Genomic DNA, 25203 nt, shown 5'->3' on the forward strand with positions numbered 1-25203 from the left:
GGGCTTCGACGTCATGCTGATGTGCTCTCCTCAGGACCGTCCAGGAAGAGTATCCCTGGTAGACAGGCTGTCTCACATCAGCGTGACAGGGAGGGGATCGCGGCGCTGTCTGACCCAGCGGTGCACGCCCGGGCGCTGGAGCGGCAGCGCTCGACGGCGGCGGCCGAGTGCGACAGCTACCGCGGTCTTGCGCTCATTCCCGGTGGCCCGATCGATGACCTGGACGCCTGCAAGCCGATGCTCGCCGACGAACGTATCGAGGCGATCCTGGACACCATGGCCCGGCACTACCGGCCGGACGCTCATCCGACGGTGCTCCTGTCGTGGACGCGCCAGAGCCGGGTGGGACGGGCCTCTACAGTGCGCTCATGCGTACGAGTCGTCGATGTGTCAAGTGTCAGTGTGCGCGCGTGTGGCACATCGACCCGGTCATGCTTCCCGAACCCGACAACCGCAACGTCGTCGATGTCCTGCCGGCCGTCACCCGGTGGGCTTCCGGATCGGCGGACGGCGGGAGCACGGACAAGCGCATCGAGGCCGGGCGCTTCGAGGTGTGGATCTGCGCGGCGTGCGGGTACACCGAGTGGTACTCGCTTCAGGTCAACGAGATGCTCGCCTGGCTCACCCACAATCCTCGCTCGGGCGTGCACTACTACGACGCCGACGCGGCGGCCCGGCCCGCCACGCCCGGCTGACCTCAAAGGCGAGCCGCAGAAGCGCTGCCGTCGGGGTCTGACCAATCGCCGGGCAGCGTCGCCGGCGGCCTGGATCCGGTGCGCGCTCATGCCATGCCGCAGGTCTCGCGCGACCGAGACGGAGATCGTCACGCTTCGTGGCGGCGATTCAGCGCGCCGAGCTACGGCCGAAGGGCTCGCTCGAAGCCGATGTGAATGCGCCGGATCAATGATCTCTCACCCAAGCCGGTCGCGGACGGCATCGAAGGCCTCAGAACCCGTACGGGCCGAACCGTCCCCACGCCACCACCACGGCCAAGACGAGCAGGATCCCGCTCGGCGCAAGGGCCGGGTACTCGCGGCGGCGCAGATGTAGCGCCACGGCACCGGCCATCACCAGGGCCAGCCCGGTCGCGGCCACTGGGACGAGGCCGGGCGCGACGTGGATCAGGGCGGGCAAGATCACGCCGACGGCGCCCAGGATCTCCAGCACACCGATCACGGACGGAGCCCACCGCGGCGCGTCCGCCGCCCTCTCGCTCGGCATGATTACCATGTTTTGTAGAGAAAATGCACGCCGGTGCGCAGGGTGACCGGCACCGGCGCCAACTGACGGCCGGTCGTGCGGCGGCTCGTCGGTCAGGGTTTGACGGCGGGGTGGCCGGTGATGAAGACGCGGTTGTAGGTGTTGATGGCGATGGCCAGCCAAGCGACCGCGGTGTACTGCTCCTCGGTGAGGACCTTCCGGACGCGGGTGATGAGCTCCTCGGGCACCTGTCCGTCGGCGACGAAGGTGATCGCCTCGGTGAGCTCCAGCGCGGCCCGCTCGGCCTCGTCGAAGTAGCCCGCCTCGCGCCAGGCGGCGACCAGGCCGAGGCGCTCCGGGGTCTCGCCGAGGGTGCCGGCCTTGCGGATGTGGGCGCGCAGGCAGTGGGCGCAGCCGTTGAGCTGCGACGCGCGGATCTGGACCAGCTCGACGAGCAGCGGCGTCAAGCCGGCCTCGGTGGCGAGGTCGTGCGCGACGGTGTTGAGCTGAGCGACGGCCGCGGCCGCCGGACGGGAATTACCAACCAAGTCGATAGGCATGATAGGTATTATGGGCCAGCCGGCGAGGAGGTCCAACGATGTCCGACGAATTCGCGTCCATGGACGGGGTGCGCCGCGTCACGGCCGGCCCGGTCAGCGCCCTGCTCTGGGGCGAGGCGCCCGGGTTCACGTTTCTGCACGGCGCGGCGCTCAACGCGCACACCTGGGACGCGACCGTGCGCCACCTGGGGCAATCAGCGCTCGTGCTGGACCTGCCGGGGCACGGCGACTCGGCCTGGCGCGACGACTTCGACTACGCGCCGGTCACGATTGCGCCGGCCGTCGCGGCGGCGGTCGACGCGCTCACCGGCGGGCGGCCGCAGGTGCTGGTCGGGCAGTCGCTCGGCGGCCTGACCGCGCTCGCCGTCGCCGCGCTGCGCCCCGACCTCCTGCGCGCGCTGGTGCTGGTCGACGTCTCGCCGGGCATCCGCGAGCGGGACGCACAGCAGGTGCGGTCGTTCCTCGCCGGGCCGCTGGTCTTCGAATCGCGGGAGGAGATCGCGCGGCTCGCGGCGGCCGTGGGCATCGCCGAGCCGGGGCCGGCGCTGGACCGGGGGGTGTGGTTCAACACCCGGGTCCGCGAGGACGGTTCCGTGGTGCTCAAGCACCACTTCGGCAGCCCTCCGCCCGGCACGCGACCGCCCGCGGTGGACCACGCGCACCTGTGGCCGGCGCTGGAGGGCCTCACGGTGCCGGTGCTGCTGGTACGGGCGACCGGCGGCTACCTGCCGGACGACGTGGTCGCCGAGTTCGCCGCGCACTCACCCGCCGCCCGGATCGTCGACGTCGACGCCAGGCACAACGTGCAGGAGCACCGTCCGGAGATTCTGGCGAAGCTGATCGCCGAGTTCACGCAAGCGTGACAAGCGCCGCGCTGAGCTGGTCGATCTCGGCGTCGGTGAGGCCGTGGGCCCGGACGTACCCGGCGACCGAGCCATGCACCTCGTCGATCCGGCCAAGGATGCGCTCCAGCAGCGCGGGCGGGCTCAGCCGAACCAGCGAGTCCAGGTGCACCACGGGACGGTCGCCGGTCTTGCGCCACCACGCGACGACCTCGTCGAGCATCGCTGCCGGCAGGTGTCGCTCGGTCGCGGCGTAGTCGGCGACGACGGTCGCGCGGTCCACGCCGACCAGACTCAGCGCCAGCGCGACCACGAGGCCGGTGCGGTCCTTGCCCGAGGTGCAGTGGACGATCACCGGGGTCGGCCCGGAGCGGGCGATCACCCGCAGCGCGGCGGCGAGGGCGTGGCCGCGCTCCTGCACGATGTGGTCGTAGAACGCGTCGATGCTGGTGTCGGCGGCCAGGAACACCGCCGGCGGGGTGCCCAGCACCGGCACGTGCACGATCTCGGCGCCGATGCCGCGCAGGTCGCGCTGCCTGGTGAAGCGTGGCCCGAACGCGGTGCCGCTGAGGTCAGCCGTGTAGTGCGCCAGCAACCGCGCCGACCAGTGCTCCGGCGCGACGTTGTGGCGGTGTCGATGATCTCCTCATCGGCCTGCACGGTTCGCCAGGCCGGGTGCGGTCGCGCGCGACGCAGTACGGGCGGTCGTCGTCAGGGCGTCGATCAGGCCGGGGAAGCGGGCGTCGAGCTCGTCGCGGCGCAGCTCGACGGTGTGCGTGCGGCCGGTCACGACGGTGCGGGTCAGGCCCGCCTGGCGCAGGATCCGGAAGTGGTGCGTCATGGTCGACTTGTGCACGCCGAAGTCCCAGTGCACGCCGCATTTGCCGTGCGGCTGACCGTCGGCGAGCGTCTGCACGATGCGCAGGCGGATCGGGTCGGCGACCGCCCGCAGCACGTCGACCATCGTCACGTCGGCGATGTCCGGCATCGCGTCGTCGTCCCGGGCCATGCCCCCACCATACAGTTGGACATCCGTCATACCGTCGCCTACGTTGATGGTATGACGGATGTCCAACAATCTGGTTCGGCACGCTGGTCCTGGGACGCCGACGGCGTCGTCACCGTGACCCTCGACGACCCCGGCCGCACCGCGAACATGCTCAACCGGCGCCACTACGACGGGCTCGGCGCCTGCCTCGACGACCTCACCCGGAAGCTCGACCGGCTGCGCGGCGTGGTGCTCACCTCCGCGAAACGCTCCTTCGTCGCCGGCCCCGACTTCGAGCCGGACGAGATCACCCCCGACGAGGCGGCCGGCACCTACGACCTGCTGACGCCGCTGCGAGACCAGGCCCGCCGGCTCGAGACCCTGGGCCGGCCGGTCGCCGCCGCACTCAACGGCTCCGCGCTCGGCGGCGGCTTCGAGCTGGCGCTGGCCTGCCACTACCGGGTCGGCCCGAACGACCCGTCGGTGGTGTGGGCGCTCGCCGAGACCGGAATGGGCATCATTCCGGCCGGTGGCGGAACGGTCCGGGCGACGCGGATGTTCGGGATCGCCGAAACGGTGCTGAACATCGTCGGGCCCGGCACGGCGTATCACCCGGCGCAGGCGCTGGCCGCCGGCCTGGTGGACGAACTGGCCGACGACGTGCTCGCCGCGGCCCGGGCCTGGGTGCTGGCCCAACCGGCCGGGCATTTCGTGCAGCGGTGGGAGCGGCCCGGCTATGAGATTCCCGGCGGGACCACGGAGCCGCCCGGCCTTGCCGAGGAGGTCAGCCGCCGCTCGGAGGGGTCGCCGGTGCGTGCACTCGCCGCGGTGCTGGAGGTGGCGGTACATGCCGCGGTGACGACGCTGGACGAGGCGTTCGAGATCGAGACGGCGGCCTGCCGGAAGCTGCTGAGCGCGCCCGAGTTCCCGGGTCTGGCACATCTCTTCTTCGCGATGCGGACGCTCGCCACGGCACCCGCCGACCTGCCGGCGCCCGGCTCCCAGGGCGGCACGCGTGAGTTTCCGCAGCTCGTCGCCAACCCCCTGGCAGCGGTGTTCTTCGCCCCGGACGTCCCGATCGTCGAGATCAACGACGCCGACCTCATCGCCGGGGTCCGCGCGAAGGGCGGCATCCCCGTGCTGATCCACGGCGGCCACGGGTCCTTCGTGCAGACGCTCCTGGACGCCGGCCCCGACCCCGCCGCCATGGCCGCCGCCGCCCGCCGCGCGCTGGACGGCGGACTGCGGGTCGACCCGGCCGGCGCCGACGTCGCCTCGGTGCTCGCGGCCGGCTTCCCCTCCTGGACCGGCGGCGTCCTGCACGCCGGAGGCACCCGGTGAGATATTCGCTCGTCGAACTGGCCCCGGTCGCGCCCGGCGGCACCAAGCGGGAAGCCCTCGACCGGGCCCTCGCCGCCGCCGAAGAGGCCGAACACCTCGGCTATCACCGCTTCTGGTTCGCCGAGCACCATCACGTGACGGGATACGCGGCCCAGGACCCGGCCCCGCTGATCGCGGCGGCCGCCCAGCGGACCTCCCGCATCCGCCTCGGCTCCGGTGCCGTCCTGCTCAACCACTACAGCGCCTTCAGCGTCGCCGAACGCTACCTCATGCTCGAATCGCTCGCGCCCGGCCGCATCGACCTGGGGCTCGGTCGCGCCACGGCGACACCGCTCATCGACCACGCGCTGCGCCGTGACCGAACCAGCCGACCGGCCGACGACTTCCCCGACCAGGTGCAGGAGATCATCGGGTACCTGCACAGGGCATTCGACCGGGCCCACCCCTTCGCGGCGATCGACCTCACAGCCGGCATCGACGGCGTTCCCGAGGTCTGGGTGCTCGGCTCCTCCGGCACGAGCGCAGGCCTCGCCGCCCGGCTCGGCATCGGCTACACCTTCGGCGGCCACATCAACCCGGACCTGGCGTCCCGCGCGCTCCACCACTACCAGGACGGCTTCACGAAAACACCGTTCGGAACCGGTACTGCGCAGGCGATGCTCGCGCTCAACATCGTCGCCGCCGACGACGAGGACTCCGCACACCGGCTGACCTGGCCCGCGCGAGCCCTACGGGCCGGTGGACGGGACCGGCCCGTCCCCACCCTGCAACAGGCCCAGGCGGAGCTGACCGCCTCGGCGAAGGCACAGCCGAGCACGATCATCGGCGGCGTCATCCCGCCGCAGATCTCCGGAACTGCGGCAACCCTGCGGGCTCAGCTCGAACCGGTGATCCGGGAATCGGGTGCGACCGAAGTCATGATCCAGGACATGCTGACCGATCCCGGGGCGCGAACCCGGTCCCGCCAGATCATCGCCGAGACCCTCCAGGCCATCACCGTCTGACCGTGCGGAATCCCGCCCGGCGAGCAGCGACGCCCGATGAGGAAGTCATGTTGATGCCGCGAGGAAGGCGTCGAAGGTGCGCGGCTCAGCGGCGCAGAGCCTTGCGGGCGAGGGCGTTGCCGACGAACTGTCCCGCTTGGACGATGACGATGATGGTGGCGACCGTGATGTAGACGACGGGCCAGTTGTAGCGTTGGGAACCGTACGTGACGGCGAAGTCGCCGAGTCCGCCGCCGCCGAAGAGGCCCGCCTGGGCGGACATGTCCACGACGCCGACGAAGATGAACGTGTAGCCGAGGATGACCGGGCCGAGCGCCTCGGGGACGACCACGGTGAGCAGGATGCTCAGCGGGCGGGCGCCGGCGGCCCGGGCGGCCTCGATGACGCCGGGCTCGACCGCGAGCAGGTTCTGCTCGATGATGCGGCTGACGGCGAACGCTGCGGCGAGGGACAGGGCGAAGGTGACCGCGTCGGTGCCGATGGTCGTGCCGATCGTGACGAGCATGAGCGGCTGGATGGCGGTGAGGAAGATGACGAACGGGATCGGCCGCACCAGGTTGACGAGGATGTTGACCCCGATGAACACGGCCCGGTTCGCCAGAAGGCTGCCGGGCCGGGTTGCGTACAGCACCAGGCCGAGGCCGAGCCCGAGCAGGCCGCCTGCGACGACCGAGATGGCGACGATGTAGAACGTCTGCCAGATCGCCTGGCGGAAGACCGGGAGGTTGGTGATGAACTCGTCCACGTCAGCTGTCCTCCTCGAGCACGTCGACGCCGTCGCCCCGCAGCGCGGCGAGGGCGGCGTCGACCGCGTCGGCCGGGCCGGTCAGTTCGAAGGTGAGGCTGCCGACGGGGCGCTCCTGCAGCTCGCTGATGCCGCCGAAGATGATGTCCGCGGCGACCCCGTGGGCGAGGAACCTCTTGGCCAGTGCGGTCTGGAAGCCGGCCCGGTCGCGGATGGCGACGGTGACGATCCGCCCGCTGTGCCGGCGGCGCAGCCGGGCCAGGGTCTCCACCGACGGCCGGTCCCGCAACGCGCCGCGGACGAAGTCGGCGGCGGCGGTGGTTCGCGGATGGGCGAACACGTCGTACAGCGTCCCGGTCTCGGCGATCCGGCCGTTGTCCATGACCGCGACCCGGTCGGCGACGGCCCGGATCACGTCCAGCTCGTGAGTGATGAGCACGATCGTGACGCCGAGCTCGCGGTTGACCCGGCCAAGCAGTGCCAGGACCTCGCCGGTGGTCCTGGGATCCAGCGCGCTGGTGGCCTCGTCGGCCAGCAGCAGCGACGGCTCGGTGGCCAGGGCACGGGCGATGCCCACCCGCTGCTTCTGCCCGCCGGACAGCTGCTCCGGGTGGTCGTGCGCGCGGTCCAGCAGCCCGACGAAGTCCAGCAGCTGCGCCACCCGCCGGTCCCGCTCCTGCCGGCCGACGCCGGCGACCTTCAGCGGGTAGGCGACGTTGCCGGCCACGGTGCGGGACCGGAAGAGGTTGAACTGCTGGAAGATCATGCCGATGTCCCGGCGGACGCCGCGGAGGTCCGCTTCGGACAGCCTCGTCAGCTCCCGCCCGCCGACGTGGACCTGGCCGCTGGTCGGCGACTCCAGTCCGTTGATGAGCCGGATCAGGGTGCTCTTGCCGGCACCGGAGTGGCCGATGACGCCGAACACCTCGCCCTTGGCGACCTCGAGGCTGACGTCGTCGAGCGCCACCATCCGGGGGCCGTTGCGCCCCCGGGTGAACGTCTTGCTGACCTGGCTCAGGCGGACGTGCGCCGCCGCCTGCTGCTCGGTTCCGGGCACGGTCGACCGGCCTACTTGCCCGCCGCGACGGCCTGGCCCTGGACGGTCTGCAGCAGCGCCTGCAGCTCGGCCGCACCCACCTGGCGGAAGATCGCGGTGCCGCCGTTGGACTTCTGCACCCCTTCCTCGACGGCGGGGTCGTGGTACAGCTCGGCCAGCTTCCGGTAGGTCGCGTTGTCCTTGTCCGCGGCGCGCACAGCGAACACGTTGACGTAGGGCGCCGCGCTGGCGCTCGCCGGGTCGTCCTGGAAGACCGCGGCCGTGCGGGCCAGGCCGGCGCTGGTCGCGTAGTTGTTGTTGACGATCGCCGCGGCAACCGAGCCACTCTTGAGCGCGCCTGCCGTCTGTGACGCGTCCAGGGTCACCACGTCGACCTTCTTCGTGCCGATGTCAGCGGTACTGGAGAACGCGCCGCCACCGTTCTTGAGGGTCAGCAGCCCGGCGGCCTGCAGCACCAGCAGCCCACGCGCCTGGTTGATCGCGTCGTTCGGGATCGCGACCTTCGCATCGGCCGGGATCGCGGACACCGACGTGTAGGTCAGCGAGTACAGCGGCAGCGGGTAGACCGCGGTGGCGCCGATCGGCTGCAGGTCGTCGTGCGCGGTGACGTTGTAGTTCGCGAGGTACTGGATGTGCTGGAACTGGTTGAGCTCCAGCTGCTTCTCCTTCAACGCCGGGTTCGGCTGGCTGTAGTCGCCGAAGTTGACCAGCGTCACGGTCACGTCCAGCCGCTGCTTGGCCAGGTCCGTGTAGGTCTTCCAGTACGGCTGCGACGCATCGGTGACGCCGATGCGCACGGTCCTGCCGCCGGACGAGCCGCCGTCGCGGGTGGCCACGACGACCACCGCGGCCACGACGACGACGGCCGCGACCGCCGCCGCGATCCAGGGCCAGCGGCTGCGCCTGCGGGCCGGCAACTGCGGCGGGGCGGACCGACCGGCTCCGTCCGGCTCGGTCGGTTCGGGCGAAACGGGCTGCGACATGACGACACTCCGGTAGGGGGATGGGCTCGCGGCGATGCGAGGGCCGCCAGCCTAATCCGCTATTCCGACCGACAATGTGTGTTTACTGCCACGATGGCCACGACCTCGCATTACGCCGCTAATCCTATGGGATTAATAGACTTTGGCAGCCCAGAGTTCTATCGTCGCTGATGCCGGTCCTTACCGGCGGACACGGGAGGAGCGCCCGCATGCCGATCTCAGCCGACATCGGCATCATCGGTGCCGGGTGCACGGTCCCAGCGCCGCGTACCACCTGGCCCGGCGTGGCGTGTCGACCGTCGTGTTCGAGCGCGGCGCCCGGGTCAGCGGCCCTCACCCCCGCCGACCTGGCCGCGCGCTTCCCCGCGCTGGACCTTGAGGACACCGCGGTCGGGGTGCGGGAGGAGCACAACGGCTTCGCCGACCCCTACCGGACCGCGCTCGGCTACGCCGCCGCACGGATTCTCGGTTGAGGTGACGCAGCAGCAGTCCGGAACCACCGCACCTGGAGGACCCGCATGAGCACCACCCCACTCGCCGTCCTGGACCTCATCCCGCTCACCAGCGGCAGCAGCACCAGCGTCGCGGTGCGCAACGCCGTCGACCTCGCCCAGCAGACCGAACGCTTCGGCTATCACCGGTACTGGTTCGCCGAGCACCACCTCAACCCGGGCGTGCTCGGCGTCTCCCCCGCCGTGTCCATCGCCCTCGTCGCCGGCGCCACCAGCAGCATCCGGGTCGGGTCGGCGGGCGTCCAGCTCGGGCACCGCCAGCCCCTCGCGACCGTCGAGGAGTTCGGGCTCCTCGACGCCATGTACCCGGGGCGACTGGACCTCGGCCTGGGCCGCTCGATCGGCCGGCAGAAGCCGGCACCCAGCAACGGCGGCGCCGACCAGCCGACCGCCGCGGCGTTCTCCGCGTACACGGCGGAGCGCGGCGGGCAGGCGCACACGACCGAGCAGCGGGCCGGCAACGGGCTGCTGCTGCCGAAGCAGTACGACTTCAGCCAGCTCCTCGCCACCTCGGCGACGAAGGTCGCCACGCTGCTCGCCCTGCTGCAGCAGCCCGGCGCCTACACCCCCGACTACGACTCGCAGATCAGCGACATCCTCGCGTTCCTCGCCGGCACGTACGTCTCACCCGAGGGCGTCGCGGTCCATGCCTACCCGGGCGAGGGCGCGCCCGTGCAGATCTGGATCCTCGGCGCGTCGGGCGGTTCCAGCGCCACCGTCGCCGGGTCGAAGGGCCTCCGGTTCGCCGCCAGCTACCACCACAGCCCCAGCACCGTCATCGACGCGGTCGACGCCTACCGCGCCGCGTTCCGCCCGTCCGCCGAGCTCGACCGGCCCCACATCTCGGTGTCCGCCGACGTCGTCGTCGGCGACACCGACGAGCACGCCGCCGAGCTCGCGTCCGGCTACGGCCTCTGGGTGCGCAGCATCCGCGCGGGCGCCGGCGCGATCCCGTTCCCGACGCCTGCGGAGGCCGCCGCGCACGAGTGGACGGACCAGGACCGCGACCTCGTCCGGGACCGCGTCGACACGCAGCTGGTCGGCTCGCCGCGGACCGTCGCCGACAAGCTCGAACAGCTCCGCGACGCGACCGGCGCCCACGAGCTCGCCGTCACCACCATCACCCACGCCCACGCCGACCGGGTTCGCTCCTATGAGCTGCTCGCCGAGGAGTGGACCCGCCGCGGCAACTGAGCCCACGACGTACACCGGACGACGCAGCAGCAAGGAGTAGTTGTGACACAGATTCACCTCGCCGTCGCCCTGGACGGCGCCGGCTGGCATCCCGCCGCCTGGCGCAGTCCGGCCGCGCGGCCGCACGAGCTTCTCACCGCCGGCTACTGGGCCGGGCTGCTCGCGGAGGCGCAGCGCGGGTTGCTGGACTTCGTGACGATCGACGACGCGCTCACCATCCAGTCCGCCGATCAGTTCGCCCCGGACAGCCGCACCGACCAGGTCCGGGGCCGTCTCGACGCCCTCCTCGTCGCCGCCCGTATCGCACCCGGGTCGGCGCACATCGGTGTGGTGCCGACGGTGACGACCACGCACACCGAGCCGTTCCACACGTCGAAGAACGTCGCGACGCTCGACTACGTCAGCACCGGCCGGGCCGGGGTGCAGATCCGCGTCGGCGGCCTCGGCGGCGAGGCGGCGCTGTTCGGGCGCCGGGAACTGCCGGCCGTGAACCTGCAGAACCTGGAAACGCCCGAGGTCCAGCAGCTCATCGCCGAGCGGTTCGACGAGGCCGCGGACTACATCGAGGTGGTCCGCCGGCTGTGGGACAGCTGGGAGGACGACGCCGAGATCCGCGACCGGGCCACGGACCGGTTCATCGACCGGGACAAGCTGCACCACATCGACTTCGAGGGTCGCTGGTTCTCCGTCCGCGGACCGTCGATCACGCCCCGGCCGCCGCAGGGCCAGCCGCTCGTCACCGTCCTGGCCCACTCGACGGTGCCGTACCGGCTCGCCGCCCGCCAGGCCGACGTCGTCTTCGTCACCCCGCACGACCCGGCCGGCGCGGCCGGCATCCTCGCCGAGGTCCGGCAGGAGACCGGCGGCGACAAGCTGCGGGTCCTGGCCGACCTGCTGGTGTTCCTGGACACCTCGGCCACCGCCGGCACCGCCCGCAAGGAGCACCTCGACGGGCTCGACGGGGCGCCGTTGTTCTCCGATGCGCGCGTCTTCGCCGGCACGGCCGTCGCGCTGGCCGACGAGATCGAGCAGCTGCGGCAAATCGGCTACGACGGTGTCCGGCTGCGCCCGGGTGTACTGCCGCAGGACCTGACCGCGATCACCGACCTGCTCGTGCCGGAGCTGCAGCGCCGTGGCCTGTTCCGCTCCCGATACGAGTCCACGACCCTGCGCGGCCACTTGGGCCTGGGTCGTCCCGTCAGCCGCTACCAGTCCGCCGTCTGAACGGATCGCCGACATGACCACCGCCAAGAAGCAAATCATCCTCGGCGCCTACCTCGGTGGCGTCAACCACCAGACCGTGTGGTCGGACCCGGCCGCCGGCAGCCAGATCGACTTCGCGTCGTTCCAGCACGCCGCGCAGACCGCCGAGCGCGGCAAGTTCGACTTCTTCTTCCTCGCCGAAGGGCTGGCGCTCCGGGAACGCCTCGGGCAGATCTTCGACCAGGACGTCATCGGACGCCCGGACGCGATCACGGTCCTCACCGCCCTCGCAGGGGTCACCGAGCACCTCGGGCTCATCGCCACGGTGAACGCCACCTTCAACGAACCCTACGAACTCGCCCGGCAGCTGGCGACCCTCGACCACCTGTCCGGCGGCCGCGCCGGCTGGAACATCGTCACGTCGTCGGACGCGTTCACCGGCCAGAACTTCCGCCGCGGCGGCTTCCTCGCCCGGGAGGAGCGCTACGTCAGGGCCGAGGAGTTCCTCGCCGCCGCCCGGCAGCTGTGGACCTCCTGGGACGCCGAGGACATCGTCGCGGACCAGGCCTCAGGGCGGTACCTGGCCCGTGGCGACGCCGGCGCCTTCACGTTCCGGGGCCGCCAGTTCGACATCGGCGGACGGTTCACCGTGCCCCGCAGCCCGCAGGGCCAGCCGGTCATCCTGCAGGCCGGGGTCTCCGCCGAAGGCCGCGAGTTCGCCGCCGGCGGCGGACCCGACGCCATCTTCTCCCCGTTCCACACGCTCGCCGAGGCCCAGCCGTTCTACCGCGACATCCAGGAACGCTCGGCGCGCCACGGCCGGCCGCCCGGCTCGACCAAGGTCCTGCCCGGCGCGTCCTTCGTGCTCGGCGACACCGAGGCCGACGCGGTCGAGCGGCACCGCGAGATCACCCTGGCACAGATCAGCGGCCGCGGCGCGCAGATCCTGCTCGAGACCGTCTGGAACCGTGACCTGTCCGGCTACGACCCCGACGGCCCCCTCCCCGACGTGGACCCGGCGCCGGACGGCCCACCCGTCATCCAGGGCCGGGCGCGCATCCACCAGAACCCCGCCGCCACCGTCGCCGAGTGGCGGGCGATCGCCGCCGCCCACAACTACACGCTGCGGCAGCTGGCCATCCACGTGTTCGGGCGCACCGAGTTCGTCGGCACCCCCGCGCAGGTCGCCGAGCGCCTCGACGCGTTCGTGCAGAACGATGGCTCCGACGGGTTCATCATCGGCTCGCACCTGACCCCCACGGGGCTGGACGAGTTCGTCGACAAGGTCGTCCCGCTCCTGCAGGAACGCGGCTCGCTGCGCACCGACTACGACGGGACCACCCTGCGGGACAACCTGCGCATCCCCGCTCCAGCCCATCCGGTCGCCGCGTAGCAGACCCCGGTGAGGCGGCGGGCGGGCGCCGCCTCACCGGTCCGTTCAGTGGCGGAACATGCGCACCCCTGTACGGGCGTGGGTCAACGGCTGACCGACCGGCGCCCGGTCAGGGCAACGTTGCCGTCGTTTCGTCGACGGTGGCCTCGGCGCTCGAACGTGCGCGGGCCGCTTCGATGGCGGCGATGTGCTGCTCGGCCCAGGTGCGGACGACGGCGAGCGGCGCGTCCAGGGACAGGCCCAGGTCGGTGAGCGCGTAGTGGACCCGCGGTGGGACGGTCGGCTCGACGCGGCGGGTGACCAGGCCGTCGCGGCGCAGGCTCTGCAGCGTCTGCGACAGCATCTTGTGCGACACGCCCGGCGCGCGGCGGCGCAGTTCCGCGAAGCCGACCTCCTGCGGGTGTGCCTCGGCGAGGACCTTGATGAGCATCGACGTCCACTTATCGCCGATGCGGTCGAGCAGCTGCCGGGTCGGGCAGGCAGGGCTGAACAGATCCCCGGCCGCGCCGGTTACCCCGAGCTCGCCAGGTGAGGCGGAAGTGCCGTCTTGTCCGATCATGCCACGGTCTCCAACATTGAGTAGGTAACCGATGGTAACCGAGACAGGAGTGGCATGGAGTTCCGCAGGATCGAGACAAACGGCACCGAGCTGCACGTGGCGCTGGACGGTGCCGGGCCGCCGGTGCTGTTCCTGCACGGGTGGCCGCACACGTGGCAGGTGTGGCGGCCGGTCCTGCCGCTGCTGACCGGGGCGCGGCGGGTCGTCGCCCCGGACCTGCGCGGGATCGGCGACAGCGCCCGCGCGGCGGACGGCTTCGACGCCGGCACCGGCGCAGCCGACATGCTCGGCCTGCTGGACGCCCTCGACGTGGACCGCACCGACGTCGTGGCGATCGACGCCGGGGTCCCGGCCGCGTTCGTGCTCAGTGCCCTGCATCCCACGCGGATACGACGGCTGGTACTCCTCGAGGCGACGCTGCCCGGGCTGCCGGGCGGGTTCGCGACGCCGCCGTGGTGGTTCGGCTTCCACTCGGCCCCGGGGCTCGCGGAAACGGTCCTCGAGGGCCATGAAGGCGCGTACCTGGACTGGTTCCTCACCGCCGGGACCTACGAGCGCCGTGGCGTGCCTCCCGCGATCCGGGACGCGTTCGTCCGCGCGTACACCGGCCGCGATGCCCTGCGGTGCGGCTTCGGCTACTACCGTGCGGCGCAGCAGAACGCGGAGGCGGTCCTGGCGGCGGGCCGGTTGACCGTGCCGACCGTCGCCGTGGGCGGCGACACCGTGGGCGACCTGCTGCACCGGCAACTGCGGCCGGTCACGGACGACCTGACCGGCGAACTCGTCGCCCGCAGCGGCCACCTCATCCCCCTTGACCGCCCGGACGCGGTCGCGGAGCTGATCCTCAACGACTCTCGAGGAGCTTCCTGGTGATGTCGTCGAGGCGCGCGGCGCTGCCGGGGTCGGCCGCGAAGGCGATGCGCCTGCCCTCCAGCACCGCGGTGAGACCGGCGGGCGGCGCGTCGAGGAACGGCAGGATCTGCGCGACGGCCTCGGTGACCGGCTTGCCCGAGGTCCGCAGCCCGTCGACGGTGGCGGCGGTGGCCGCGTCGTACTCGCCCGCGACCCGCTCCGTTCTCAGTTCTGGAGGACCTTCCTGCAGGCCGTCACCCCTGCCGGACTGCGGCACGGCCTGCTGATCAGCTTCGGCTTCGTCCTCGCCGCGTGCCTGCTGTCCTTCAGCCCGGCGCTGCGCGGCCCGGCTCAGCCGGGGGACCTAGGCGGAGGTCCACGACGCCTCATCGCGCCGCCCTGAGGAGCGAAGCCGCCGGTTGGATCGTCCGCATGGCCCAGTCGTCATCGGCCGTTCATCCACTCGACAACGCTCGTCCGTGGCTTCGCTCACAGGGCGACCGCCCGGAAATTTGTGTGCCGGTACAAAGACCGGCCCCTGCGCCCCTTGCAAAGGTGATGGTCTCGGTTCCGAAGCGCTATGCCGGGTTGTGGCGCGACATAGCTCCCGGCCGCCATTCGTTTGAGAGGTCACTGCATGCCACGTCCAATCACACGACGGCTCGGCATCGCCATCGCCGTGGTCGCCTGCCTCGCCGGTGCCGGATGCTCCGCGTCCGGGGGGAACGATCCCTCGTCGTCCGCCTCGGACGGTGCCAAGAAGCCGCTGGTGATCAGCCTCGACAGCGCCGTCGACCTGCTCGACCCGCAGGCCTGGCGCACTCCGGCGGCCATGGCCGCCACGACGGGCCTGGTCGACCAGCTCATCGAGCAGGAGTACCAGCCGTCATCGAACGGCCTGGTGCTCGCCGGCACGGAGAAGTTCTCGCCGGCGCTCGCCGAGAAGGTGGAGTACAGCCCCGACGGCAAGACCGCGACGTACACGCTGCGCGCCGGGCTGAAGTTCGCCGACGGCACGCCGCTGACGGCCAAGGACGTGGCCTGGTCGTTCCAGCGCAGCCTGCTGGGGCCGGGGTACGTCAAGGCGTTCCTGCCGTTCGTCGGGGTCACCAAGGCCGACCAGATCACCGCGAAGGATGACCGGACGTTTGTCGTCTCCAACGCCTCGGTCAAGTCGCCGCTGTTCGAGAAGTTCGTCGGCATGCAGGTCCTCGGCGTGATGTCGCAGACGGCGGCCGAGGCGCACAAGACCGACGCCGACCCGTGGGCGGCGAGCTGGCTGCGGGAGAACGCGAACTCCTCCGGCGCGTACGTGGTGGAGAAGTACGACCGGAACTCCGTGCTGCAGCTGAAGCCGAACCCGAACTACTACGACCCGGCGAAGGTCCGCAACAGCGGGGTCACGATGCAGTTCATCACCGACCCCAGCCAGCGCGCGCTCCTGCTGCGCAGCGGCCAGCTCGACCTGGCCCAGGGCCTGCCGCCGGACCAGCTCAAGCAGCTGGAGAGCGACGCGAACCTGCAGGTCGTGCACGACCAGTCCAACCGGCTCGCCTACCTGGGCATCAACACCAAGGTGGCGCCGTTCGACAACCCCAAGGTCCGGCAGGCCATCGCGGCGGCCGTGCCCTACCAGGCGCTCGTCGACCAGGTGATGAAGGGGTACGCGCGGCCGGCCAGCGGCATCGTGCCGTCGAACATGGACACGTACGTCAAGGCGGCGGACTACACCGAGAACCTGGACAAGGCCAAGCAGCTGCTCGCTGAGGCCGGCGTCACGACGCCGATCACGTCGACCATCTACGTGCGGCAGTCCAACGCCACCGACCAGCAGTCGGCCGTGTTCATCCAGGCGAACCTGAAGAAGATCGGCGTCGAGGTCGAGGTCAAGCCGCTGCCGGACGCCGAGTTCACGCAGCGCAGCAACGCCCGGCAGCTGCCGATGTACGTGCTGCAGTACCTGGGCTGGGGCGCGGACCCGTTCTACCAGATGTTCTATCTGGCGGGCACCGGGTCGGGCACCAACTTCGCCAGCTACGGCAACCCCGCGCTGGACAAGCTGATCCAGGACGGCCTCGCGGCCACCGACGCCGGCCGGGCGGCCGTGTCCAAGCAGGCGCAGGAGCTGCTCGCGGCCGACATGCCGATCGTGCCGCTGTACAACCCCGACTGGACCTTCGCGGTCCGCAAGGGTGTCACCGGCCTGGCGAAGGACAACACCGAGCAGCTGCGGCTGCAGTACCTGGCGAAGAAGTAGCGACGGGGTCGAGGGTCCGAGCAGATGTTCCGATACGTCGTCAAGCGGCTGGGTATGTCCGCGCTGACCCTTGCCGGGATCCTGGTGGTGGTCTTTGCCATCACCAGGATCCTGCCCGGCGACGCGGCCGCGGCCCGGCTCGGGCCGGAGGCCACCCAGGCGGACATCGCCGCGCTACGCCACGAGTACGGCCTGGACAAGCCGCTGCTGGACCAGTTCGTGGACTACCTGCGCAACGTGGCGCAGGGTGACCTCGGCCGTTCGGTGGCGACCGGGCAGAGCGTGACGACCGAGCTGCTGGAGCGGCTGCCGGCCACACTGGAGCTGACCGTGGCGGCGCTGCTGCTGGGGTCGCTCATCGGGTTCCCGCTCGGCTTCCTCGGCGCCCTGCGCCGGGGGCGGTGGGCCGACGCGATGGTGCGGGTGTTCGCGGTGCTGGGCAACAGTGTGGCGCTGTTCTGGCTGGGTCTGCTGCTGGTGTACTTCCTGTTCTTCAAGCTGCAGGTGTTCCCGCCGCCGGTCGGCCGGCTGCCGATCGGGGTCGAGCCGCCACCGCACCGCACCGGCCTGTACGTCGTCGACGGGCTGCTCGCCGGCCAGTTCGACACGGCCGGCCAGGCGCTGCAGCAACTGGCGCTGCCCGCGCTGACCCTCGCGATCGGGGTGGCGGCGCCGATCCTGAAGATGGTGCGCTCGTCGATGATCCAGTCCCTGGCGTCGGACTACGTGCGGGCCGCCACCGCACTGGGTGTGCCGCGCTGGCGGGTGGTCCTCGTCGACGGTCTGCGCAACGCGATGCTGCCGGTGCTGACGGTCGTCGGGATCGTCGTGGGCTTCCTCATCGGCGGCAACGTCATCGTCGAGTTCCTGTTCTCCTGGCCCGGCATGGGCCGTTACGCCTACGACGGGCTGCAGAGCAACGACCTCGAGGTCCTCCAGGGATTCGTGGTGGTCGTCGGCGTCATCTACATCCTGCTCAATCTCGCGATCGACCTGCTCTACAGCGTCATCGACCCGCGCATCCGGGTGGGAGGGAAGAACGTATGACGACAGTCGGGCGCCCCGCGCGACCGTCGCGCCGCTTCGGCAGGCTGCTGAAGGGCCGGTCGTTCGCCACCGTCGGGTTCACCGTGCTCGCCGCGTATCTGCTGCTCGGCCTGATCGGTCCCTTCTTCGTCAGCGATCCGCTGGCCACCGACCAGACGTCCACCATGCTGGCGCCCTCCGGGGAGCACTGGTTCGGCACCGACTCCTACGGCCGTGACGTGTTCGCGCGTGCCGTGCACGCGGTCCGCCTCGACGTAGGGCTGGGCCTGACGATCTCGGTGAGCGCGATGCTCGTCGGCTCCGCGATCGGCGTGATCGCCGGGTTCTTCGGCGGCGTGGTGGACGAGATCGTGATGCGGGTGGTCGACATCGTGCTGTCGTTCCCGGGCTTCATCCTCGCGATGGTCCTGGTGGCGGCGATGGGCGAGTCGGTCCCCAAGGTCGCGGCGGCGGTGGCGATCTCGTTCGTCCCGCAGTTCGTCCGGATCACCCGCGCCAGCGTGCTGTCCGAGCGCGAGCTGGAGTACGTCGACGGCGCGCGGCTGGCCGGCAACGGCTCGTGGCGGACCGCGTTCCGGCACGTGTGGCCGAACGCGATGCGCCCCTCGCTGGTGCAGCTGACGCTCGTGTCGGGCTACTCGATCCTGAACATCGCCGGCCTGGCCTACCTGGGCGTCGGCATCCGGCCGCCGACGGCGGAGTGGGGTGTCATGGTCTCCGAGGGCGCGGCGAACACGCTGACCGGCCAGTGGTGGACCGCTTTGTTCCCCGGCGCGATGATCGTCGGCATCGTCATGGCGCTGCACTTCATCGGCGACGAGTTCGATCGGAGCCAGCAGTGACCCTCCTGAACGTCGAGCACCTGTCCGTCGGCGTCCGCCGGGCGAGCGCCCCGATCCTGCGCGACGTGTCGCTCGAGGTCGACGCGGGCGAGATCGTGGGCCTGGTCGGCGAGTCCGGCTCGGGCAAGTCGATGGCCTCGTACGCGATCATGGGCATCCTGCCGGCCGGCGTCGAGCAGACCGGCGGCACCGTGACCATGGCCGGCAAGGATCTGACCGCCTCGCGGCGCCGCTCGGTCGACGGCCGCATCGCGATGATCTTCCAGAACCCGAAGGGTGCCCTGAACCCGCTGATGCGCGTCGGTGACCAGGTCGCCCGGATGGTCCGGGTCCACCAGGGCATGGACCGCAGGGCCGCGACCGCCGAGGCGCTCGCGCTGCTGCGCCGGGTCGGCATCCCCGGCGCCGACCGGGTCGCCCGGGCGTACTCGCACCAGCTCTCCGGCGGCATGTGCCAGCGGATCATGATCTCGATGGCCCTCGCCTGCCGGCCGCGGCTGCTCATCGCCGACGAGCCGACCACCGCGCTGGACGTGACCGTCCAGGCGCAGATCTTCACGCTGATCCGCGAGCTGGTCGACGAGACCGGCTGCGGCGTGCTGTTCATCACCCACGATCTCGGCGCGGTGGCCGAGATGTGCGACCGCACCGTCGTGCTCTACGGCGGCCAGGTCATGGAGCAGGCCCCGACGGTCGAGCTGTTCGAGCAGCCGGTCCACCCGTACACCCGGTACCTGTTCGACGCCGCCGACCGCGAGATCGACCTCAGCGCCGACCACGGCGCCGTGGACCTCACCGCGCCCGGCTGCCGCCTGGCGGCACGCTGCGAATTCGCGAGCCCCGCCTGTGCGGTCGTGCCGCCGCTCGCCCCCATCGGGGACCGGCGCGAGATCGCCTGCCACCACCCGGAGGGAGCGGAACGTGGCGCTGCTTGAGCTCACCGACGTCGCCAAGACCTACCGGTCCGCGGGCCGGACGGTGCCGGCCGTGCGCGGTGTCGACCTGGCGCTGGAGCGGGGCCGGACCGTCGGCCTGGTCGGCGAGTCGGGCTGTGGCAAGTCCACCCTGGGCCGGATCATCGCCGGGCTGCATCCGCAGTCGGCCGGCGTGGTCACGTTCGACGGCCTGGCGCTGCCCCACGCGTACCGCGACCGCGCGGTGCGCCGGCGCGTCCAGATGGTGTTCCAGCACCCGTACCAGTCGCTGAACCCGCGCATGCGGGTCGAGGCGATCATCGCCGAGCCCCTGCGGCTGCTGGCCGGCACCACCGGCCGGGAGGCCGACCGGCGGGTCGACGAGGTGCTGCAGCTCGTCGGGCTGGACGCCACCTACCGGCGGCGGCTGCCCCGCGAGCTCTCCGGTGGTCAGCAGCAGCGGGTCGCCATCGCCCGCGCCCTGGTCAGCCGCCCCGACCTGGTGGTGCTCGACGAGCCGACGTCCGGCCTGGACCAGTCGGTGCGCGGCCGGATCGTCGCGCTGCTGCGGCACATCCAGGCGGAGGAGGGGGTCGCGTACCTCTTCATCAGCCACGATCTCGACACCGTCCGGCGCCTCGCCGACGAGGTGGCCGTGATGTACCTGGGCCGGATCGTCGAACGGGCCACGACCGCGGAGCTGTTCGCCGCGCCCCGCCACCCGTACACGCGGGCGCTGCTGTCGGCCGTGCCGTCGATGGACCCGCGCCGGCGCGGCACCCGGGTGCCGCTGGCCGGGGAGACCCCGAGCCCGTCGGAACTGCCCGTCGGTTGCGCGTTCGCGAGTCGCTGCGTCCGGGCGCTCGACCGGTGCCGGGCGGAGCAGCCGGAGCTGGCCCCGGACCCCATCTCGGCCGACCGGCTGGTGGAGTGCTTCAACCCGGTGCCGCAGCCATGACACTGTTCGTGGACGCGCGCCTCATCGACGGCACCGGTGCCGACCCGGTCGACCGGGCGTGGCTGCGCGTCGAGGGCGAGACGATCACCGGGATCGGCGCCGGCACACCGCCCGCCCCGGCGGCGGACGAGACCGTCGTGGACTGCGCCGGGCGGACGCTCATGCCCGGCCTGATCGACGCGCACGCCCACCTCGCGGCCACCACGGCGGCCCTGCCGTGGACGCTGCCACCGGTCGAGCAGGTGCTGCGTACCGCGCAGGAACTGGCCGACACGCTCGCCGACGGGTTCACGTCGGTCCGCGACGCGGCCGGGCTCGACGCGGGGTTCAAGCGGGCCGGTGACGTGGCTGGTGAACTCGTCCGCGGGCCGCGGCTGTTCGTGGCCAACGGCTCGCTCAGCCAGACCGGCGGCCACGGGGACATCCGCGACGCCGACGCCCTCGGCCCGGCCCCGTACCACCCCGGCGGCTGGTCCGACTCACTCGTCGTCGACGGCCCCGACCGGGTCCGCTGGGCGACCCGCGAGGTGCTGCGGCGCGGCGCCGACCAGGTGAAGGTCATGGCCGGCGGCGGCTGCATCTCCCCCACCGACCCCCTGGACTCGACCCAGTTCACCGTCGACGAGCTCCGCGCGGCGGTCACCGAGGCCGAGGCGCGGGGCACGTACGTCATGGCGCACACGTACATCCCCGAGTCGATGCACCGATGCATGGACGCCGGGGTCCGCACCCTCGAACACGGCAACATGCTCGACGAGGGCGTCGCCGCGCGGATGGCCGCGACCGGGACCTACCTGGTACCGACCCTGGTGACGTACGAGCTGCTCGCCGAGGACGGTCGCCGGCTCGGGTACCCCGGCCCGATGATCGACAAGATCGAGGAGGCACGCCGCACCTCGCTGGAGGCGCTGCGCATCGCGCACGCCGCCGGTGTCCGCATCGGTTCGGGCGCCGACGTGCTCGGCGGCCACCAGCGGCACAAGGCGCGCGAGCTCACCCTCAAAGCACGGATTCTCGGACCGATGGGCGCCATCGTGGCGAGCACCAAGACCAACGCCGAGATCCTGCGCCGACCGGACCTGGGAGTGCTGCGCCGGGGCGCGACCGCTGATCTGCTGCTCGTCGACGGCGACCCGCTGGCCGACATCGCCGTCCTGGAACGGCGCGACCACATTCATCTGGTGGTGCTCGGCGGCCGGACCGCCGTCGACCGCCAATCGCGACAGGAGGACTGACATGCGTTTCGGCCTGGGGGTGCCCACCGGCACGGAAGGGATGATGTATCCCGTCCCGTACGCCGATCCCGACGACGCCGTGCGCATCGCGATCGAGGCGGAGCGGCTCGGTTTCGACTCGGTGTGGGGCAACGACCACGTCACCACGCAGGCGTACGTGCGGGCCGAGTTCCCGGACCCGCCGCGGTTCTACGACCCGTACCTCTACCTGTCGTACGTGGCGGCGCAGACCACGACGTTGAAGGTCGCCACCGCGATCACGGTGATGACGTTCCGGCACCCGGTGGTCGTGGCGAAGATGGCCGCGACGCTCGACCAGCTCTCGCACGGCCGGCTGATCCTCGGCGTCGGCATCGGCGCGTACCGCGAGGAGACCGAGGCGATGTACCCGGGGCGCAGCATGCACCGCGGCCGGTACGCCAAGGAGTTCCTGGAGTCGCTCGACGTGCTGCTGACCGAGCGGCGGGCCAGCTACTCCGGCGAGTACATCTCCTTCACCGACGTGGAGAGCTACCCCAAGCCGGTGCAGACGCCGTTGCCGGTGCTGTCCGGCGGCAACGCGCCGGGCTCGAAGGAGCGCGCCGCGAAGTACGGCACGGGCTGGATCCCGGCCTGCCTGACCCCGGACGAGGTCGCCGCCGGCGTGGCGGAGATCCGGGATACCGCCGAGAAGGTCGGGCGGACGCTGCCCGACACGTTCGACGTCGCGCCGCAGCTGTCGGTGTCGGTGGGCCGCACCCGCGAGGAGGCGTGGTCGCGGTTCGAGAAGTCGCAGCTGTACGCGCACATGCGCTCGCTGTCGGAGTCGACGCTCAAGGGCCGCCAGGACTCGTGGTTCGAGCGGAACCTGATCGGCACCCCGGACGACATCGCGGAGCAGATCGCCAAGTACGACCAGGCCGGGGTCACCACCCTGTCCGCGTTGCTGTTCGCGGCCAACGACGTCCCGGAGACGCTTGACATGATGGCCGAGTTCTCCGAGACCGTCATCAATCCCCGCAAGTCCTGAACGGGCCGAGAAGGAGAGTTTCGTGCACGCAGATCTGATCGCGGCCCGGCGGGAGCGCCTGGCCGCGGCGGTGCAGGACGCGCCGTTCGACGCGTTCCTCGCCGTCTCGCCGGCGAACGTGGACTACGCGACCGGCTACCAGAGCGTGTCCGGTGCGGTCCACGGCCGCTCCGGCATCGCCAGCTTCGTCACGCCGGGGCGGACCGTCTCGGCCGGGCCCGTCGCCGACTCCGCCCCGGCCCTCGCCGGCGGCATCGCCGAGGAGGACTACGTCGCCTACGGCCGGTTCTTCTTCGAGTCCCGTGACGGTGCCGCCGCGCCGACCCGGATGGTGGACGCGCACGCCGACCTGGTCGACGCGGCGCGCGGTGCGGCGCTGCTCGCCGGGCTGGGCACCGCCACCATCGGCGTCGACGAGGCCGCCATGCACCCGGACCACCGCGCGCGGCTGGCCGCGGCCCTGCCCAACGCCACGTTCGTCGACGCGTCGGCCTGGGCGCTGCGGGTCCGCGCCCGCAAGCTGCCCGGCGAGGTGGAGCTGCTGGAGCGCAGCGCGCGGCTGGCCGAGGACGGGATCACGGCCGCGGTCAAGATGGCCGAGGTCGGCATGACCGAGCGGGAACTGGCGACCGTCGTCGCCCGCACGATGGTCGAGGGCGGCGCGATGCCGCGGTTCGTGGTGGTCACCGCGGGCGAGCGGTCGGCGCTGGCCGACGCGTTCGCCACCGACCGCCCGATCCGCCCCGGCGACCTGGTGCGCTTCGACGTCGGCGCCGTGCTCGACGGGTACTGGTCGGACATCGGCCGCACCGCCGTGGTCGGCGAGCCGAACGCGCTGCAGCGGCGCTTCTACGACGCGATCGCGGCCGGCGAGGAGGAGCAGCTGGAGCGCATCCGGCCGGGGATGCCGGCCGGCGAGGTGTTCGACATCGCGATCGCGGAGGTGGAGCGGCGCGGGCTCTTCCCGTACCGGCGGCACCACTGCGGTCACGGGATCGGCCTGGACGTGTACGAGCCGCCGATCGTCTCGCCCGGCGTGGCGCAGGAGATCGAGCAGGACATGGTGTTCTGCCTCGAGACCCCGTACTACGAGATCGGCTGGGGCGGCATGATGGTCGAGGACACCATCGTGGTCACCGAGGACGGCCACCGCCGGCTGTCGATCAGCGACCGGTCGCTGCGGGTGATCGCGGCATGACCGCCGGAGCGCAGCGGAGGCGGGCATGTTGCGGAGTTCTTTCGCATCTTCAAGGTAGGCCGGCATGACCGCCTACACGGGGGTCCTGCGGTGCCCGCGCTGCGCCGCCGAGCGGCCCGACTCCGTCGATCCGTTCGCGGTCTGCGCGCCGTGCGACGCCGACGGGTACCACGTCAACCCATTCCCGGTGTACGACCTCACCGGGCGCTCGGCGGAGCCGGACCGCACCCGGCCGGGCGTGTTCGCCTGGCAGCACCTGCTGCCGGTGCGTGCCGACGCTTCCGTGGTGTCGCTGCGCGAGGGCGGCACCCCGCTGCTGCCCCTGCCGCGGACCGCGGACCGGCTCGGCGTCAACGGGCTGTACCTGAAGGACGAGTCACGCAACCCGACCTGGTCCTACAAGGACCGGCTGATCGCGGTCGCGGTGACCCGGGCCGTCCAGGAGGGCGCGGAGACCGTCGTCGTCGCCAGTACCGGCAACCACGGCGCCTCGGCCGCCGCCTACGCCGCGGCGGCCGGCCTGCGCTGCGTGGTGCTCACCCTCGAGTCGGTGCCGCTGACGATGAAGGTGCTCATGCAGAGCTACGGCGCCGACGTGGTGGCGCTGCGGCAAGCCCCGGACCGGTGGACGCTGCTGCGCGAGGGCGTCCTGCAGCGGGGCTGGGTACCGCTGTCTGGGTTCGTGAACCCGCCGGCCGGCTCGAACCCGTTCGGCATCGACGGGTACAAGACCATCGCCTACGAGATCGTGGCCGAGTCGGGCCGGGCGCCGGACGTGCTGGTGGCGCCGGCCGCGTACGGCGACGGGCTGACCGGCATCCTGCGCGGCTTCGACGACCTGCTCGCGCTCGGCGTGATCGACCGGCTGCCCCGGATGGTGGCGGCCGAGCCGCTCGGGCCGTACACCGACGCTCTCGCCAACGGCTTCCGGCCCGGCGCCACCGTGCCGGCCCGCCCGTCGGCGGCGTTCTCGATCGCCACGCCCGTCGCCACCTTCCAGGGGTACTCGGCGGTGACCCGCTCCGGCGGCTCGGCCGGCGCGGCGAGCGAGGAGGAGATCCTGACCGAGCAGCTCCGGCTGGCCCGGGAGGAGGGCGTGTACCTGGAGGCGTCCTCGGTCGTGCCCGTGGCGGTGCTGGCGAAGCTCCGCGCCGCGGGCGTGGTCACCGCCGACGAGTCGGTCGTCCTGCTCGGCACCTCCACGGGGCTGAAGGACATCGGGGCGACCGCGGCGCAGCTGCCGCCGGTGCCGGTCGTCGAGCCGACGCTGGCCGCCCTCGACGTCGCGGTCGGCGGGGCGGCATGAGCGG

At 71.8% G+C, this 25203-nt stretch carries 27 protein-coding genes; 18 read left to right on the top strand and 9 right to left on the bottom strand.

Annotated features, from left to right (window positions below):
• Positions 1–431: 431 nt before the first annotated feature.
• Positions 432–695 carry a hypothetical protein gene (locus ACFY3L_RS53180; protein ID WP_389343177.1) on the top strand — a complete coding sequence of 88 codons (264 nt, stop codon included), beginning with the start codon at positions 432–434 and terminating at the stop codon, positions 693–695.
• A gap of 250 nt (positions 696–945) precedes the next feature.
• Here the strand turns inward: ACFY3L_RS53180 and ACFY3L_RS53185 are convergent, their stop codons facing one another.
• Together ACFY3L_RS53185 and ACFY3L_RS53190 are read right to left on the bottom strand one after the other, a co-directional pair.
• Positions 946–1221 (bottom strand): DoxX family protein, encoded by a 276-nt coding sequence (locus tag ACFY3L_RS53185; protein WP_389343179.1) that lies wholly within the window; start codon positions 1219–1221, stop codon positions 946–948.
• Between the two features lie 92 nt (positions 1222–1313).
• Entirely contained in the window at positions 1314–1760 is a 447-nt protein-coding gene (locus ACFY3L_RS53190; RefSeq protein ID WP_389343182.1) for a carboxymuconolactone decarboxylase family protein, read from the bottom strand.
• A 38-nt stretch (positions 1761–1798) separates the two neighbouring features.
• Between ACFY3L_RS53190 and ACFY3L_RS53195 the strand changes: the two genes are divergently transcribed.
• On the top strand, positions 1799–2623 hold the full coding sequence (locus tag ACFY3L_RS53195; RefSeq protein WP_389343185.1) for an alpha/beta fold hydrolase: 825 nt from the start codon (positions 1799–1801) through the stop codon (positions 2621–2623).
• Here the strand turns inward: ACFY3L_RS53195 and ACFY3L_RS53200 are convergent.
• Both ACFY3L_RS53200 and ACFY3L_RS53205 read right to left on the bottom strand, forming a co-directional pair.
• A complete protein-coding gene (locus ACFY3L_RS53200) occupies positions 2610–3197 on the bottom strand; it encodes a tyrosine-protein phosphatase (RefSeq protein WP_389343189.1) in 588 nt (195 codons plus the stop codon). The genes ACFY3L_RS53195 and ACFY3L_RS53200 overlap by 14 nt on opposite strands.
• Positions 3198–3248: 51 nt before the next feature.
• Positions 3249–3611, bottom strand: a complete 363-nt coding sequence (locus ACFY3L_RS53205; protein ID WP_389343192.1) for an ArsR/SmtB family transcription factor — start codon at positions 3609–3611, stop codon at positions 3249–3251.
• 51 nt (positions 3612–3662) lie between these two features.
• On the opposite strand from ACFY3L_RS53205, the gene ACFY3L_RS53210 reads away from it, so the two are divergent.
• Both ACFY3L_RS53210 and ACFY3L_RS53215 read left to right on the top strand, forming a co-directional pair.
• Positions 3663–4931 carry an enoyl-CoA hydratase/isomerase family protein gene (locus ACFY3L_RS53210; RefSeq protein WP_389343195.1) on the top strand — a complete coding sequence of 423 codons (1269 nt, stop codon included), beginning with the start codon at positions 3663–3665 and terminating at the stop codon, positions 4929–4931.
• Positions 4928–5935, top strand: coding sequence for an MsnO8 family LLM class oxidoreductase (locus tag ACFY3L_RS53215; RefSeq protein ID WP_389343198.1), 1008 nt, complete (start codon positions 4928–4930; stop codon positions 5933–5935). Before ACFY3L_RS53210 ends, ACFY3L_RS53215 begins: the two co-directional genes overlap by 4 nt.
• 85 nt (positions 5936–6020) lie before the next feature.
• Here the strand turns inward: ACFY3L_RS53215 and ACFY3L_RS53220 are convergent, their stop codons facing one another.
• Genes ACFY3L_RS53220 through ACFY3L_RS53230 form a run of 3 tightly spaced genes read right to left on the bottom strand, consistent with a single transcriptional unit; the run spans position 6021 to position 8720 of the window.
• The gene (locus ACFY3L_RS53220; RefSeq protein ID WP_389343201.1) at positions 6021–6680 is read right to left on the bottom strand and encodes a methionine ABC transporter permease; all 660 of its coding nucleotides are present in this window, start codon (positions 6678–6680) and stop codon (positions 6021–6023) included.
• 1 nt (position 6681) lies between these two features.
• Entirely contained in the window at positions 6682–7737 is a 1056-nt protein-coding gene (locus tag ACFY3L_RS53225) for a methionine ABC transporter ATP-binding protein (protein ID WP_389343204.1), read from the bottom strand.
• An 11-nt stretch (positions 7738–7748) separates the two neighbouring features.
• Complete coding sequence (locus tag ACFY3L_RS53230; RefSeq protein WP_389343208.1) at positions 7749–8720, bottom strand: MetQ/NlpA family ABC transporter substrate-binding protein; 972 nt, start codon at positions 8718–8720, stop codon at positions 7749–7751.
• Positions 8721–8929: 209 nt separating this feature from the next.
• On the opposite strand from ACFY3L_RS53230, the gene ACFY3L_RS53235 reads away from it, so the two are divergent.
• The 4 genes from ACFY3L_RS53235 to ACFY3L_RS53250 are packed head-to-tail and all read left to right on the top strand — an operon-like array spanning position 8930 to position 13022.
• Positions 8930–9193: a hypothetical protein gene (locus tag ACFY3L_RS53235; protein ID WP_389343210.1), complete on the top strand. Its 264-nt coding sequence runs from the start codon at positions 8930–8932 to the stop codon at positions 9191–9193.
• 45 nt (positions 9194–9238) lie between these two features.
• Positions 9239–10426, top strand: coding sequence for an LLM class flavin-dependent oxidoreductase (locus ACFY3L_RS53240; protein ID WP_389343212.1), 1188 nt, complete (start codon positions 9239–9241; stop codon positions 10424–10426).
• 42 nt (positions 10427–10468) lie between these two features.
• Positions 10469–11650: an LLM class flavin-dependent oxidoreductase gene (locus ACFY3L_RS53245; protein WP_389343215.1), complete on the top strand. Its 1182-nt coding sequence runs from the start codon at positions 10469–10471 to the stop codon at positions 11648–11650.
• A 13-nt stretch (positions 11651–11663) separates the two neighbouring features.
• Complete coding sequence (locus tag ACFY3L_RS53250; protein WP_389343218.1) at positions 11664–13022, top strand: NtaA/DmoA family FMN-dependent monooxygenase; 1359 nt, start codon at positions 11664–11666, stop codon at positions 13020–13022.
• Between the two features lie 109 nt (positions 13023–13131).
• Here the strand turns inward: ACFY3L_RS53250 and ACFY3L_RS53255 are convergent, their stop codons facing one another.
• The gene (locus ACFY3L_RS53255) at positions 13132–13581 is read right to left on the bottom strand and encodes a winged helix-turn-helix transcriptional regulator (RefSeq protein ID WP_389343221.1); all 450 of its coding nucleotides are present in this window, start codon (positions 13579–13581) and stop codon (positions 13132–13134) included.
• A gap of 54 nt (positions 13582–13635) precedes the next feature.
• On the opposite strand from ACFY3L_RS53255, the gene ACFY3L_RS53260 reads away from it, so the two are divergent.
• On the top strand, positions 13636–14454 hold the full coding sequence (locus tag ACFY3L_RS53260) for an alpha/beta fold hydrolase (protein ID WP_389343224.1): 819 nt from the start codon (positions 13636–13638) through the stop codon (positions 14452–14454).
• Here the strand turns inward: ACFY3L_RS53260 and ACFY3L_RS53265 are convergent.
• Entirely contained in the window at positions 14426–14710 is a 285-nt protein-coding gene (locus ACFY3L_RS53265) for a hypothetical protein (protein WP_389343227.1), read from the bottom strand. The genes ACFY3L_RS53260 and ACFY3L_RS53265 overlap by 29 nt on opposite strands.
• Positions 14711–15070: 360 nt before the next feature.
• On the opposite strand from ACFY3L_RS53265, the gene ACFY3L_RS53270 reads away from it, so the two are divergent.
• The 9 genes from ACFY3L_RS53270 (at position 15071) to ACFY3L_RS53310 (ending at position 25199) form a co-directional block, all read left to right on the top strand.
• A complete protein-coding gene (locus ACFY3L_RS53270) occupies positions 15071–16690 on the top strand; it encodes an ABC transporter substrate-binding protein (RefSeq protein WP_389343230.1) in 1620 nt (539 codons plus the stop codon).
• A 24-nt stretch (positions 16691–16714) separates the two neighbouring features.
• On the top strand, positions 16715–17737 hold the full coding sequence (locus ACFY3L_RS53275) for an ABC transporter permease (RefSeq protein ID WP_389343233.1): 1023 nt from the start codon (positions 16715–16717) through the stop codon (positions 17735–17737).
• On the top strand, positions 17734–18579 hold the full coding sequence (locus ACFY3L_RS53280) for an ABC transporter permease (RefSeq protein ID WP_389343236.1): 846 nt from the start codon (positions 17734–17736) through the stop codon (positions 18577–18579). The genes ACFY3L_RS53275 and ACFY3L_RS53280 overlap by 4 nt, the downstream gene beginning before the upstream one ends.
• A complete protein-coding gene (locus ACFY3L_RS53285) occupies positions 18576–19514 on the top strand; it encodes an ABC transporter ATP-binding protein (RefSeq protein WP_389343239.1) in 939 nt (312 codons plus the stop codon). Before ACFY3L_RS53280 ends, ACFY3L_RS53285 begins: the two co-directional genes overlap by 4 nt.
• Positions 19501–20451, top strand: a complete 951-nt coding sequence (locus ACFY3L_RS53290) for an oligopeptide/dipeptide ABC transporter ATP-binding protein (protein WP_389343242.1) — start codon at positions 19501–19503, stop codon at positions 20449–20451. Before ACFY3L_RS53285 ends, ACFY3L_RS53290 begins: the two co-directional genes overlap by 14 nt.
• Entirely contained in the window at positions 20448–21686 is a 1239-nt protein-coding gene (locus ACFY3L_RS53295) for an amidohydrolase family protein (protein ID WP_389343245.1), read from the top strand. Before ACFY3L_RS53290 ends, ACFY3L_RS53295 begins: the two co-directional genes overlap by 4 nt.
• Before the next feature lies 1 nt (position 21687).
• A complete protein-coding gene (locus ACFY3L_RS53300; protein WP_389343248.1) occupies positions 21688–22695 on the top strand; it encodes an LLM class flavin-dependent oxidoreductase in 1008 nt (335 codons plus the stop codon).
• 22 nt (positions 22696–22717) lie between these two features.
• Positions 22718–23893, top strand: coding sequence for a M24 family metallopeptidase (locus ACFY3L_RS53305; protein WP_389343251.1), 1176 nt, complete (start codon positions 22718–22720; stop codon positions 23891–23893).
• Positions 23894–23957: 64 nt separating this feature from the next.
• Positions 23958–25199 carry a pyridoxal-phosphate dependent enzyme gene (locus ACFY3L_RS53310; protein ID WP_389343254.1) on the top strand — a complete coding sequence of 414 codons (1242 nt, stop codon included), beginning with the start codon at positions 23958–23960 and terminating at the stop codon, positions 25197–25199.
• Positions 25200–25203: the final 4 nt, after the last annotated feature.

Source organism: Dactylosporangium sp. NPDC000521, assembly GCF_042898305.1.
Taxonomy (GTDB): Bacteria; Actinomycetota; Actinomycetes; order Mycobacteriales; family Micromonosporaceae; genus Dactylosporangium.